This window comes from Paenibacillus sp. cl6col, assembly GCF_900102125.1.
Classification (GTDB): Bacteria; Bacillota; Bacilli; order Paenibacillales; family Paenibacillaceae; genus Paenibacillus_B; species Paenibacillus_B suaedae.
The window spans coordinates 417,474-431,031 of the sequence record NZ_FNAZ01000005.1 but is presented as its reverse complement, the minus strand read 5'-3'; the positions used below and the strand labels follow the sequence as shown (position 1 = coordinate 431,031).

Sequence of the window (13,558 nt, the reverse complement as noted above, 5' to 3'; positions counted from 1 at the left end):
CTCTCAACCTTTTACGACCGGCAAAATAAAATGTGAAGGATAATCCGTATTTCGAAATATTGTCTGTGTGGCAAGCTTCAAATCCGATATCGTCACATCCCCAGGCGGGATCATACTGTTTGGATTCCGATCGTATGTCGGGAACAAGGAGCTCGTAATTTCTAACCGAATCGCATGCCCTTGTTGAAAAACGATAGAGGTTGGCCCGAGAGAAATGTCATAAGCGACCACCTTGCCTGGAACTACTGGCTCTGGTTGCTCCAACGAGCGACGATAAGCTGTACGTACAATGCCTTCGGCAATGTTGTACGCCCTTCCATCTGGATAGACATCCATCAATTTAGCAACGAAGTCGGTATTGACTGCTGTCGTCGCCGCATACACCCTAGCGACAACTTCTCCAGAAACGGTTACTGATCTGTCGAGCGGCTCTGTCGTATAGACAAGCACATCATTCCGGACTTCATTCGCTAGCTGCAGCTTCGGCCCCATCGGAGTCAGGTCGGGTACTGCACCCGAGCGCCCTCCAAGCGCGGGAACCGGAATGAGCGGATCATAGATGTATGTATCTGCAAGCAGCGGGTCGTCAGACGGCGTGTCCTGCGACAGTCGACCGTCTCCATTTATGGAGTTGGCCCGATCTCCATGCAAATAATATTTCGTTAGCTCCACCTGAGGGGGCGGCCAAGTCTGGGTATGCTTCCATTGATTCGATCCCATCTCAAAATAGCTGATCTTGTTCCACGATTGCAGTGCATGCTCATCCTCTTTCAGCCACCGATCAAACCATGCCAATTGCCACTCATTCACTCGATTCGAAGCCTCAATGCCGAAGTCAAGCTCACTGACATATCGCGACCATGGCATGTGATACCACGGCGTGATTCGCAAGTATTGATTCTCCCTCGCTTCTTCACTCGACCCCTGCTGCCGAACCCCTTCGTAATTGCGAATGGTTCCATCTACAAACGGGTCATACCACCCGCCGATATGCAGGACGGGCACTTCAATACGATCATATCGCTCTTCGATGGACAGTGCTCTCCAGTATTCATCTCGTGTCGGATGCTGCAGCCAATCCTGATAGAACGGTGCAAACTCATCATTCATGAGCGGCATATCCCGAAGCGGCAACGTGCTGTACAAGCTGTGTATGACAGAACCCCCGCGCGCCAGCTCCCGCTCCCATTCGGGACGTCCATGTCGTCTAGCCGTGTTCTGTGTAAGGAACATGATCCACGACTGATTGCAGGCGAGGGCAAATGCCCCATTGCGGTATACACCGCCCTGATAAGCGTCTGATCCAGTCATCGCGGGCGTCATACAAGCCAAGTGCGGAGGCTGTGCAGTTGCTGCATGCCACTGAGCCGCGCCCGCATAAGAAAAGCCGTACGTGCCCACCTTCGGGATCACATCAGACAAGGCTGCTGCCCATTCGATCGTGTCATAGCCATCCCAAGCTTCGTTGCGGTAAGGCTCAAACTCACCTTCCGACTTCCATCTTCCTCGTACATCTTGGACAATCACCACATACCCATGCTGTGCATACCAAGATGGATGCGCATAATTCATCGTCTGTGCATCTTCCTTATTGTACGGGGTGCGCAATAGAAGCACGGGGTGGACTCCTACTTCTGGACGGTAAATATCGGCGTATAAGATAATCCCATCTCGCATTGGAATCGGTACATCTCTTTCGACGATGACAGCGAGTCTTGTGGGGGTTGTTTGGGCTGTGGTTGTATGGGCTGTGGTTGTATGAGCTGTGCTCATTGCAACGTCGCCTCCCCATAATAAGTTTCTGTTTCATTCTGCTTATTCTTATGGACAGCCGGAATCACATCTCCGCAAGCCAAATCTCTGTAAGCCAATAACCCTCCAGCACGAACAGCCGTGCGAACTCCCCTTGCAATGGCTTTCGCCACCACATCTGCGGCAAGTGTTCCGACGAGATCCACTGTGGCCTCGATTGAGCCTGTGGAGGCAGCAAAGGCAATATCACCATCGTACATCGTATGAACCGGATAGATTGCTCGCGCGAACCCATCATGTGTCATTTCAGCTACCTTCTTCAACTCCGTCTTCGTCAGTCTCGCATTGGTGGCTACAATGGCTAACGTCGTATTTGTCCCTGTAAATGAAAATGGCTTCTCCTTCAGCCAATGCAGGCTTGCACCGTCTTGAAGATCACCCTCATCACTGAGCGGCCCCGCAAGCAGTTCTCTAGTGTCTGGATCTCGAATTTCCCCAAGCGCATTCACCGCTACGATCGCCCCTACAACCAGTCCATTTGGCAGCTTGATCGAAGCCGTTCCAATACCACCCTTCATCGCACGCTCGAACCCGCCGATCTTACCTACAGAGGCTCCGCATCCCGCACCTACATTGCCTTCGGCAACCTCCCCCGGTGATGCATCAGATGCTGCTGCGTATCCCATATCACGATCTGGCCGAGCATTCGGACTACCTACAGACAAATCAAAAAGAACAGCCGCTGGCACAATCGGAACAATCCCGTAGCCTACATCGAATCCGATATTTCTCTCCACCAAATAGTCTGACACGCCAGATGCCGCATCGAGACCGAAACTCCCGCCACCACTCAATACGATGCCATGTATGCGATCCACGAGATTGGTCGGCTGAAGCAGATCGGTCTCTCGGGTTCCTGGTGCAGAGCCTCGCACATCCACGCTGCATACCGCACCGTCTTCCCAGATCACCACTGTGCATCCTGTCATTCCTTCCTCATCATGCGCTTGGCCAACCCGTGTACCAGGTACATCCGTAATCTGCCCGTTCATTATCCCTCCACCTCCTCGCTCAGCAGCTTCGCCTTCTGCTTCCGATTCGGCGTGAGCTTCTTCCAGCCAGCAACGACAGCAATTGTAATAATGACGGAGACAATCGCTTCCGGAATTCCGTTGGTAAGCCCCACACTAACCGCCACTTCTAAGGACAAGTAGTTACGAAGCACAGCCGCCGTCAGTACGAGTACCGTGTTTGTGATTGAACCTATAAACCCTGCCGCACCGATGGCAATGTACTCGTTTTTTCGCTTTAGCGCAGCATAGATCAAATAAGCAAATAGGCCAATAAACAAGCGCGGAACGATCGCGACAAGCGGATCTTTAAATAAAGGAATGGTAGACTCCAGTAAGGAGGTAACGCCGAAAATCAGGCCAATAGCCGTACCGACTCCCCACCCCTCCAATATGGCTCCAACGATGACAGGGATATGTACAATGGTTACCGTGCCCGCTGCGGTCGGAACAGGAATAAAGCCTAATTGAGTAACGCCAAGCAGGATGGCAATTGAGCCAAGAACGCCGGCAATTACAATTTTACGAATACCTGGATTTGAATTCATAGGGATCCTCCTTGTTCATCTGTGTAAAGGGGGTGTGAGGCACTTCATCGTCCATTCCATTACAGCCAAATCAACAGATAGGCTGCTCCTACCGCCACAACCAGCAGCAGCACATCAGGAGTTCGCGCTTCAAACGAACGGAACGAAGTTCTGCCATGCGATCGGTATCCTCGCGACTCCATTGCCGAAATTAATTGCTCCGCACGTTGAAGGGCTAATTGAAATAACGGAATGATCAAGGGAAATACCGATTGTGTTCGCTTGATGATCCGCCACCACGGGATCGTACCGAAGGATGCGCCGCGAGCAGCCTGCGCCTTGCGAATCTTATCCATCTCCAGCGCGAATGTTGGGACGAAGCGTAGGGCAATCGTAATCATCATGCAGAAGGCATGAGCAGGAACCTTCATCTTCTCCAGTGGGCGCAATAAGCTGTGCATGGCCCGTGCAAGCTGAGTTGTGGTGGTGGTCAGTGTCAGTACACTCACGAGGAGCATCATATCAACGAACCGCATCGTGGACACAATGACAAGCCGTACCCCGCCTTCTGTCAGCCAGATGAATCCATAATGCCAATACACTTGACCATTCGCATACACTTTGCCATTGAACAATAATTGAAGAAGGGCCAGAATTAGGAGAAAAGGAAGTGCAGGCTTCAATCCCTTCAAGGCATATCCGATTGGAATGCGCGCAAGGAAGACGATGAACAGACTTATTGCGAGTCCAGTTATATTACCTGCATAAGATTGACAGAAGGCAACGGCGCCTATATACAAGGTGAACGCCGCCAGCTTATACCGTGAATCCCATTGATGGATGAGTGAACGTCCCGGCATGTACTGCCCTATCGTAATATGACGAGCTGAATCAAATGCTTCTGCCATCGTCCTACCCCACCTCCTGATGAAGCAATTTCCTTACTTCCGCTACCGTTTCCTCAACCCCGAACGTACTGCTGTTCATGTCATATCCGTTCGCAATCAACGTATGAACAAGCTCCACACTTTGCGGCGTTCCAATCCGATAGCGATGAATGAGCTCCTGATTAGCAAAGATTTCACGTGTCGTTCCATCAGCGACATTGCTCCCATCTGCCAGTACATATACTCGATCTGCGAGCAGGGCTACTTCTTCCATACTGTGGGTGACAAATATGATGGTTCTCCCCTCATCTCGCGACAATCGCTTGATCTTGTATAGCAGTTCCTGACGAGACATGGGGTCAAGCCCCGCAGTCGGTTCATCAAGCACAATGACTTGGGGATCCAGAGCTAGCAGTCCTGCAAGTGCGACCTTGCGTTTCTGTCCACCGCTAAGCGCATAGATAGGTCGGTTCCTCATTGTTTCGAACGGCAGCCCAACGAAATCCATCGCGTGCTTCACGCGTTGAATGACCTCCTTCTTCGGCAATCCATATTGAAGCGGGCCGTAAGCGATATCGTCAGCTACATATTTCTCGAACAATTGATCCTCCGGCTGCTGGAAGAGAACCACAACTTTCCTCCGTATTTCGGATAGTGAGCAACGATTCGATTCGGACAATTTATGGCCAAGCACGTTGACTTGCCCGGTTTGGGGAAGCAGTAAGCCATTCAGATGCTGGATGAACGTCGACTTTCCTGAGCCCGTATGTCCGATGATTGCCACGCATTCCCCTGACTTAGCATGAAAATACACCTCGTGAAGTGCATCATGCTGAAATGGCGTTCCCTTCATATACGTGTAGGACAACTGCTCAACCTGTACTGCATTTTCCGGCAGACTCATGATGATAACGCCTCCTTCCGCTGCTGCCACCTCACCACGTGCTCGAACTCATCCACCACTTCAGCTACCGTCAGCCGATCTGATCGGAACAGTTCTTCATGCCGATGAACGCCCGCTGCTATTCGATTCATTTCTGGCGGCTCCAAATGATAGGCAGCAAGCTGCACGTGATTCGTGAACAGTTGTCTCGGAGTGCATTCACGTACAATACGGCCTTCTTGAAACACAATGACACGATCGAAATGAACGACCTCTTCCATATGATGAGTAACCGATACGATGGCCACCCCCTGATTGCGCAGCTGCTGGATCACCTCCATCACTTCCCGCCGACCATAGGTGTCGAGCATACTCGTAGACTCGTCAAACACAATACATGAGGGCTGCATCGCCAGTACCCCTGCAATCGCAATGCGCTGCTTCTGACCCCCTGACAAGCGATGTGGCGGCCGGTCTCGAAATGCCGACATTCCCACCACTTCCAGCGCCTCATCTACACGGCGACGAATTTCATCTTGAGTCACACCGATATTTTCCGGCCCAAATGCAATGTCATCTTCTACAATCGTCTCGACCAATTGATTGTCTGGATGCTGAAACACAATGCCTACTGCCGAGCGGAGTCGCTCCCTTGCTTGCTCATTTTTCGTATTTGTATCCGAAACCCATACCTCTCCGCTTGAGGGCAGAAGCAGCCCGTTTAGCAGCTTAGCGAAGGTGGATTTGCCGGAACCGTTATGCCCGACGATGGCCACCGCTTCCCCCTGTGCCAGTTCAAAATCAACATCATAGAGAACTGGAATTCGCTCTTCACTTTCTCCATAATGAAAAGAAACTCGTTCTACCCGAATGATCGGAACCACATAAATTCCCTCCTTCTCGAAGTATTTAACAACTGTGTCTCAGGAACGAAAAAAGACGTCATTCCCCATGAAGGGAATAACGTCTCCGGTCGTCCGGTCAACATCAACCTATAATTCCGATGTGATTATAATGATTTGAACAGAATCTTATCACCGCCGTATGTACCTGTCAACGATTGTTTTGCGCGCGCTCTTTTACATGTGAACGGATTTAATGTTGATAATTCCTATTGACATTTACGTATATAGTGGAATATGATACATCGTAACATACAGGCGAATACGCATCGGCGGTTCGACCAGTCAACTGGAGACACCCGATCCTTCTAACGGATTGGTGTGTCTCCTTTTTATTTTCCGATTAAAAAGGAGGCCTTCGACTTGTCTGTTCAAACCCATCATCATATTGATGAACAAACCCTTCAGGATTTGCTGCAATATCCACTGCTCGACGCCTTATTCGGACGACGCTCGCGCCGCTTCTTCAGAGGTGCTGAAATACCAGATGGAGCTCTGGCCTATACGTCCAAGCACGAGCCGCTTCCCTTGGATGAAATAGAGAAAATTCTTATCCTCCTGGCAGTTGGCGGTGTCACCGGCTGGCATCATTCCGTAACCCGTCATGATCGATATAAGCCACATCTATCCAATTATTCAGGCTCAGCCTCAGGTCGAACGTTTCCATCAGCGGCTGGCTTCCATACCTCTCAGATTTTCTTTACCGACGACACAGGAACGTATCTGTTCGACACGCGTGACACACCTCCGCTCACGGAACGGGATTCAGATGGCAACCATCGTCTCATTGACCTGATTCAAGCTTATTCTGGCAATATTCGCCGCATTTCCAATCAACGTCTACATATTCCGAATTATGAGCCTTATATGGAGGGGCATAATTCATGGGTTGCGAACAAGCCAGGTACGCTGCTCGTCTTTCCAGTTGGAGACTTGGCTCAGCACACGATTGCAAACCTATGCTTCTATGTCCAAAATGGGCTGTGCATTTACGATGATGTGAACGACCGACCTATTCCGGGCATTGAGCAGTTCCGTGACATTGTCGATGTTGACAATCCGCTTCCGCTTACATTCCTTGATCAATATTCGTTGGCAGAGCTATCGGCTGAGTTGTCGACCGCGACCTATGCTGGCATGCTCATGCAGCAGGCACTCGGATTAGGCGGCTGGATGTTCGACGGCATAGACCGACTTACTGTGCTCGGAGCTAGCGGGGATCCGAACGTGCCTGGACTTGGGTTCCGCTATGATACTGACAAGCGGTGGTCGCTCCCTAATCCAACCGGCCTTGAAGGAGTGTTCACTTCGTTTACACCGCCGCATTTTGCAGATATGCGCGCCGCTGTGGATGCGTTCTGTGATCGTAAGTTTGGCAAAAACGGCCCCTTCCATCCCGATACGCCAGGCCCATGGAAGGATAGCCGCAAAGTACGAGGCAGCGCACAAATCCACGATGAGCAGTTCCGGGATGCAGTCAGCCATATGGCGCAATACATTTATGACGCCTTCGGCAAATTTCCGGCTACGGTTCCATCCGTCTTTTCACTTATGTATTTGCAGACCCACCATTTGGATTTGGATTATTATGATCAATTTTTTGGCCCACATGCTTATTTGCGCTCTCATGCGGAGCACCTTGCCAAATGGCATGGCATCAAGTAATTCGGACATTACAAAGAGGCTCTCCTTATCAAGGGGAGCCTTGTGGTGTTTCCGTTTATTTTAGCAGCTGATTACGCAGCATGGACATCTGCTCGTCCATTTGGAACGCGGATTTGGACAGTTCATAGAGCTGGTTGCGTGCATCCTCAGGCACTTCTCCGCCTTCATATTTATAGTTCAGCTTATGTTCTGTCGCCGCCCAGAAATCCATGGAAGATGTGCGCAGCTGAATTTCAGCGGGTACCCACAATACTTCGTGCGAGAGAATAACCTGTGTCTTCACCACCATGTGCAAACTTTTATAGCCGCTTGGCTTCGGGTTCTGAATGTAATCCTTTACTTGAAGCACTTGGATATCCTCTCGCTGCTCGATGTGCTCTTTCATCATGTATACGTCATCCAGAAAAGTGGTAACGATCCGCAGTCCCGCAATATCACGAATATTGTTCTGAACCGCATCCATGGAGAACGGAATCCCTTTGCGTTCAATTTTTTTGAGCAAGGACAGCGGATTCTTCACCCGTGCCTTCATATGTTCGATCGGAGAATATCCGAATTTGGTCTTCCAATCGAGATCAATGATTTGAAAATCACTCTGAAGCTCGTTCAGAGCCATCTCATATTGACGAAAAAAACCACCCCAATGCTTCTGTATCGCCTCGAACAATTCAAATTTATTTAAGATAGGCAAGTTCATGCTGTCTCCTCCATCCGATATGTGAACAATGTAACAATACTATATAACCAAGATTACCTCCTCTTGACGCTGAGATCAAATGTACAGGATTGGAAGGAGATGCTCCCCCATTTATTTTAGGGTGATAAAGAAGGAAAAGCGTGAGACTCTCTCGTCTGCACGCTTTTCCTTACTTTTTATATTTGCGCCAATCCAGGCTGCTGTTATTCAATAAATATTCGAAGTTGTTGTCCAGCTTCTTCTGCTCGGCACGGCGGGCTTCTTCAGCCTTCTGGCGCTCTTGTTCCTTGCGAGTGTCTTCTTGGACTTGCAGTTCCTTGGCTTGAGTCTTCAGCTTGTTCAAGACATCGGGACTTAACAAATCCTTCAAGGTAGCCGGCTTCTCCGTGGCAGCCTGAGTCGGAGCCGCTGCTGTTCTGCGTTTTTTCCCCATTCTGATCACCTCGATTTCCCTTTCATTATAGCAGTATTCCTCATGAAGCACCATCTTCCACACAGACAACCCTAAACTGTAATACGATTGATTGCTGATTCGTGTTGCGGATACACATTCATCTACATACATTGTGAGTATTGGTAGAAATGTCCCTATGAAAACTAGTCTGTTTCCAATACATCGTCTCTGTCCATCCAACTTATTCTGAAGGAAGGAGCATACACCATGGATGGGGATTTAAGGAACAATAGCTACAGCAACCTAGTCCGGTCTAATATTTTCCCTCCGCAAAGTTGTGCAAATGTATTTCCACCCCCGTTTGTCCCAATCCCACCTCATACTGGCCCAACGAGCCCGACTGGCGTACCTACAGGTATAACAGGGCCAACGGGTCCGACCGGCCCAACTGGCGCGACGGGCGCCAACGGACAACGAGGAGCTACTGGTGCCACTGGCTTCACGGGCGCGACTGGTGCTACGGGTGCTACTGGCACCACCGGTGTTACTGGCGCTACCGGAGCCACTGGGGCGACTGGCGTTACTGGTGCCACTGGCGTTACTGGCGCTACCGGCGTTACTGGCGCTACCGGCTCTACTGGCGTTACCGGCGCTACCGGCGTGACTGGCGTTACTGGGGCGACCGGCGTTACCGGGGCGACCGGTGCTACTGGAGCTACGGGCGTTACTGGTGCGACTGGCATTACTGGTGCGACTGGCATTACTGGTGCGACTGGCATTACTGGTGCGACTGGCATTACTGGTGCGACTGGCGTTACTGGTGCGACTGGCGTTACTGGTGCGACTGGCGTTACTGGTGCGACCGGCTCTACTGGTGCCACCGGCGTTACTGGCGCTACAGGAGTTACCGGAGATGGAGCTACTGGAGCTACGGGCGTTACTGGCGTTACTGGCGCTACCGGCACTACCGGCGCTACTGGCGTTACTGGCGCTAACGGCGTTACTGGCACTACCGGTGCCACTGGCTTTACTGGTGCTACGGGGGCTACCGGCGTGACTGGCGCTACTGGCGCTAACGGCGTTGCTGGCTCTACCGGCGACACTGGCGCTACTGGCTCTACGGGGGCTACTGGCACAACCGGTGCGACTGGTGCCACTGGCGACACGGGCTCTACTGGTACTACCGGCGCTACTGGGGCGACTGGCATTACTGGCGTTACCGGTGCTACTGGCTCTACTGGTGCTACCGGAGCCACTGGCGTTACTGGGGCGACCGGCGACACTGGCTCTACCGGCGACACTGGCGCCACTGGCGTTACCGGCGCTACTGGTGCAACCGGCGCTACTGGAGCTACAGGCACTACAGGCACCACTGGCGCTACTGGCGCTACTGCCGCTACTGGTGTCACCGGCGCTACGGGGGCTACCGGCGCTACCGGCTCCACTGGTGTTACTGGCGCTACCGGCTCTACTGGCGTTACTGGCGCTACCGGCTCTACTGGCGTTACTGGCGCTACGGGGGCTACCGGTGCTACTGGTGTTACTGGTGCTACTGGCCCTACTGGGGCGACTGGCGCTACTGGCCCTACTGGCACTACCGGTGCGACCGGCTCTACTGGCTCTACCGGCGCTACCGGAGACACTGGTGCCACCGGCGCTACGGGTGCGACTGGCGTTACTGGCGTTACTGGTGACATGGGCTCTACTGGTACTACCGGTGCCACTGGCGTTACTGGTGTTACTGGTGTTACTGGCTCTACTGGTGTTACTGGTGCTACAGGCGACACCGGCGCTACGGGGGCTACCGGCGTTACTGGCTCTACTGGTACGACTGGCTCTACTGGTGCGACTGGGGCTACCGGCGCTACTGGTGACACAGGCGCTACTGGGGCGACTGGCTTTACCGGTGCTACTGGCGACACTGGCGCTACTGGTGCTACTGGCTTTACCGGTGCTACTGGCGACACTGGCGCTACTGGGGCGACTGGTATTACTGGAGCTACGGGTGCTACCGGCGTTTTCGGAGACACTGGGGCGACTGGTATTACTGGCGCTACGGGTGCTACCGGCGTTACCGGAGACACTGGGGCGACTGGTGCCACTGGCTCTACTGGTGCTACCGGCGTTACTGGCGTTACTGGTGTTACTGGCGTTACTGGCGTTACTGGCGCTACCGGCGTTACTGGCGTTACTGGCGTTACTGGCGCTACTGGCGTTACTGGCGTTACTGGCGTTACTGGCGCTACTGGCGCTACTGGCGCTACTGGCGCTACTGGCGTTACTGGTATTACTGGAGCTACGGGGGCTACCGGCGCTACGGGTGCTACGGGTGCTACTGGCTCTACTGGTGCTACTGGGGCAACTGGCGCTACTGGCACTACTGGTGCTACCGGCGTTACTGGTGCTACCGGTGATACTGGAGCGACTGGTATTACTGGCGCTACGGGTGCTACCGGCGCTACTGGGGCTACTGGCGACACCGGCGCTACTGGTGTTACTGGCGCTACTGGTGCTACTGGTGCTACTGGTACTACTGGCGTCACTGGTGCTACTGGCTCTACGGGGGCTACTGGCGCTACCGGCGTTACCGGAGACACTGGTGCGACCGGCGTTACTGGCTCTACTGGAGTTACTGGTGCTACTGGTGCTACTGGTGCTACTGGTGTTACTGGTGCTACTGGTGCTACTGGTGTTACTGGTGGTACTGGTGCTATCGGCGTTACCGGAGACACTGGGGCGACTGGCGCGACTGGTATTACTGGCGCTACGGGTGCTACCGGCGCTACTGGCGCTACTGGCGCTACTGGCGCTACTGGTGCTACCGGCGTTACGGGTGCTACTGGCGCTACTGGCACTACCGGTGCGACCGGCGTTACTGGTGCTACTGGCATTACTGGGGCGACTGGTGTTACTGGCGCTACCGGCGTGACTGGCGCGACTGGCGTTACTGGCGTTACTGGCGTTACGGGCGCTACCGGTGCTACGGGGGCTACCGGCGTGACTGGCACTACCGGCGCTACTGGCGCGACTGGCGCTACCGGGGCGACTGGCGTGACTGGTGTTACTGGTACTACTGGCGATACCGGAGCCACTGGAGCAACTGGTGTTACTGGTGCAACCGGCGCTACTGGCGTTACGGGGGCTACTGGCGTTACGGGCGCGACTGGCGTTACGGGCGTTACAGGCGTTACGGGCGCTACCGGCGTTACTGGCTCTACCGGTGCCACTGGCGTTACTGGTACGACTGGTTCTACTGGTGTTACCGGCGTTACCGGAGACACTGGTGCTACGGGTACTACGGGTACTACGGGTGCTACTGGCGATACCGGAGCCACTGGGGCAACTGGTGTTACTGGCGCGACTGGAGTTACCGGTGTTACTGGGACGACCGGCGACACTGGCTCTACTGGTTCTACTGGCGCTACCGGTGCGACTGGAGCTACTGGAGCTACTGGCGTTACGGGCGTTACGGGCGTTACGGGCGTTACCGGCGTTACGGGGGCTACTGGCATTACTGGGACGACCGGCGACACTGGTGCTACTGGCGTTACTGGTGCTACTGGTGTTACTGGCTCTACTGGCTCTACTGGCTCTACTGGCTCTACTGGCTCTACCGGCTCTACTGGCGTTACCGGTGCTACTGGTGCTACGGGCGACACCGGCGCTACGGGCGCAACCGGGGCGACTGGCGTTACTGGCGTTACCGGTGCTACCGGCGCGACTGGCGCGACTGGCGTGACTGGCGTGACTGGCGTGACTGGCGCTACCGGTGTTACGGGCGCTACTGGTGTTACCGGCGTTACTGGCGTTACTGGCACGACTGGCGTTACTGGCACGACTGGCGTTACTGGCTCTACCGGTGCGACTGGCTCTACCAGTGCGACTGGCTCTACCGGTGCCACTGGCGTTACTGGTACGACTGGTTCTACTGGGGCTACCGGCGTTACTGGCGTTACTGGCTCTACTGGAGCTACGGGCGACAATGGCGCCACCGGCGGTACTGGCGCTACCGGCGCTACTGGCGCTACTGGCTCTACTGGCGCTACCGGCGTTACTGGCGTTACTGGGGCGACTGGCGTTACTGGGGCGACTGGCGTTACTGGGGCGACTGGCGTTACTGGCGCTACTGGGGCGACTGGCTCTACTGGTGCTACCGGGGCGACTGGCGTTACTGGGGCTACTGGGGCTATCGGCACTACCGGCGTTACCGGTGCGACTGGCGACACTGGCGCTACCGGTGCTACTGGCGTTACTGGTGCTACCGGCACTACCGGCGTTACCGGTGCGACTGGCGACACTGGCGCTACCGGTGCTACTGGCGTTACTGGTGCTACTGGCTCTACTGGTGCTACCGGGGCGACTGGCGTTACTGGCACTACCGGTGCGACCGGCGTTACTGGTGCTACTGGCATTACTGGGGCTACTGGTGTTACTGGCGCGACTGGCGTTACTGGCGTTACTGGCGTTACTGGCGTTACTGGCGCTACTGGTGTTACTGGCGCTACCGGCGTGACTGGCGCGACTGGCGTTACTGGCGTTACGGGCGCTACCGGTGCTACGGGGGCTACCGGCGTGACTGGCACTACCGGCGCTACTGGCGCTACTGGCGTGACTGGTGTTACTGGTACTACTGGCGATACTGGAGCCACTGGAGCAACTGGTGTTACTGGTGCAACCGGCGCTACTGGCGCTACTGGCGTTACGGGGGCTACTGGCGTTACGGGCGCGACTGGCGTTACGGGCGTTACGGGCGTTACTGGCGCTACCGGCGTTACTGGCTC

The 13,558-nt window shown here is 54.2% G+C and carries 9 protein-coding genes and 1 pseudogene; 2 read left to right on the top strand and 8 right to left on the bottom strand.

Annotation, left to right across the window (positions count from 1 at the left end; translation table 11 throughout):
- Nucleotides 1-3: 3 nt before the first annotated feature.
- From BLS15_RS16100 to BLS15_RS16075, 6 genes are read right to left on the bottom strand one after another with little or no spacing between them, the layout of a single operon-like run.
- Nucleotides 4-1,773: a CocE/NonD family hydrolase gene (locus BLS15_RS16100; RefSeq protein ID WP_090512497.1), complete on the bottom strand. Its 1,770-nt coding sequence runs from the start codon at nucleotides 1,771-1,773 to the stop codon at nucleotides 4-6.
- Nucleotides 1,770-2,804 (bottom strand): P1 family peptidase, encoded by a 1,035-nt coding sequence (locus tag BLS15_RS16095; RefSeq protein WP_090512493.1) that lies wholly within the window; start codon nucleotides 2,802-2,804, stop codon nucleotides 1,770-1,772. Before BLS15_RS16095 ends, BLS15_RS16100 begins: the two co-directional genes overlap by 4 nt.
- Nucleotides 2,804-3,370 carry an ECF transporter S component gene (locus BLS15_RS16090; protein ID WP_021255742.1) on the bottom strand — a complete coding sequence of 189 codons (567 nt, stop codon included), beginning with the start codon at nucleotides 3,368-3,370 and terminating at the stop codon, nucleotides 2,804-2,806. The genes BLS15_RS16095 and BLS15_RS16090 overlap by 1 nt, the downstream gene beginning before the upstream one ends.
- Before the next feature lie 59 nt (nucleotides 3,371-3,429).
- Nucleotides 3,430-4,257 (bottom strand): energy-coupling factor transporter transmembrane component T family protein, encoded by an 828-nt coding sequence (locus BLS15_RS16085; protein WP_090512490.1) that lies wholly within the window; start codon nucleotides 4,255-4,257, stop codon nucleotides 3,430-3,432.
- A 4-nt stretch (nucleotides 4,258-4,261) separates the two neighbouring features.
- The gene (locus BLS15_RS16080) at nucleotides 4,262-5,140 is read right to left on the bottom strand and encodes an energy-coupling factor transporter ATPase (RefSeq protein ID WP_254777355.1); all 879 of its coding nucleotides are present in this window, start codon (nucleotides 5,138-5,140) and stop codon (nucleotides 4,262-4,264) included.
- On the bottom strand, nucleotides 5,137-6,003 hold the full coding sequence (locus BLS15_RS16075; protein WP_254777354.1) for an energy-coupling factor transporter ATPase: 867 nt from the start codon (nucleotides 6,001-6,003) through the stop codon (nucleotides 5,137-5,139). The genes BLS15_RS16080 and BLS15_RS16075 overlap by 4 nt, the downstream gene beginning before the upstream one ends.
- Before the next feature lie 381 nt (nucleotides 6,004-6,384).
- Here BLS15_RS16075 and BLS15_RS16070 point away from each other — a divergent pair, with 381 nt between their 5' ends.
- Nucleotides 6,385-7,686 (top strand): hypothetical protein, encoded by a 1,302-nt coding sequence (locus tag BLS15_RS16070; protein WP_217635865.1) that lies wholly within the window; start codon nucleotides 6,385-6,387, stop codon nucleotides 7,684-7,686.
- 55 nt (nucleotides 7,687-7,741) lie between these two features.
- Here BLS15_RS16070 and BLS15_RS16065 read toward each other — a convergent pair whose 3' ends face one another.
- On the bottom strand, nucleotides 7,742-8,383 hold the full coding sequence (locus BLS15_RS16065; protein WP_021262317.1) for a GTP pyrophosphokinase: 642 nt from the start codon (nucleotides 8,381-8,383) through the stop codon (nucleotides 7,742-7,744).
- 169 nt (nucleotides 8,384-8,552) lie between these two features.
- Nucleotides 8,553-8,816 (bottom strand): YqkE family protein, encoded by a 264-nt coding sequence (locus BLS15_RS16060; protein WP_028532639.1) that lies wholly within the window; start codon nucleotides 8,814-8,816, stop codon nucleotides 8,553-8,555.
- 228 nt (nucleotides 8,817-9,044) lie between these two features.
- Between BLS15_RS16060 and BLS15_RS29525 the strand changes: the two are divergent.
- Nucleotides 9,045-9,611, top strand: a pseudogene (locus BLS15_RS29525) (hypothetical protein); the annotation flags it as partial.
- Nucleotides 9,612-13,558: the final 3,947 nt, after the last annotated feature.

Bases quoted from the DNA above. Each gene is read 5' to 3' on its own strand.
- BLS15_RS16100 (WP_090512497.1), bottom strand. From the start codon at position 1,773: ATGAGCACAGCTCATACAACCACAGCCCATACAACCACAGCCCAAACA.
- BLS15_RS16095 (WP_090512493.1), bottom strand. From the start codon at position 2,804: ATGAACGGGCAGATTACGGATGTACCTGGTACACGGGTTGGCCAAGCG.
- BLS15_RS16090 (WP_021255742.1), bottom strand. From the start codon at position 3,370: ATGAATTCAAATCCAGGTATTCGTAAAATTGTAATTGCCGGCGTTCTT.
- BLS15_RS16085 (WP_090512490.1), bottom strand. From the start codon at position 4,257: ATGGCAGAAGCATTTGATTCAGCTCGTCATATTACGATAGGGCAGTAC.
- BLS15_RS16080 (WP_254777355.1), bottom strand. From the start codon at position 5,140: ATGAGTCTGCCGGAAAATGCAGTACAGGTTGAGCAGTTGTCCTACACG.
- BLS15_RS16065 (WP_021262317.1), bottom strand. From the start codon at position 8,383: ATGAACTTGCCTATCTTAAATAAATTTGAATTGTTCGAGGCGATACAG.
- BLS15_RS16060 (WP_028532639.1), bottom strand. From the start codon at position 8,816: ATGGGGAAAAAACGCAGAACAGCAGCGGCTCCGACTCAGGCTGCCACG.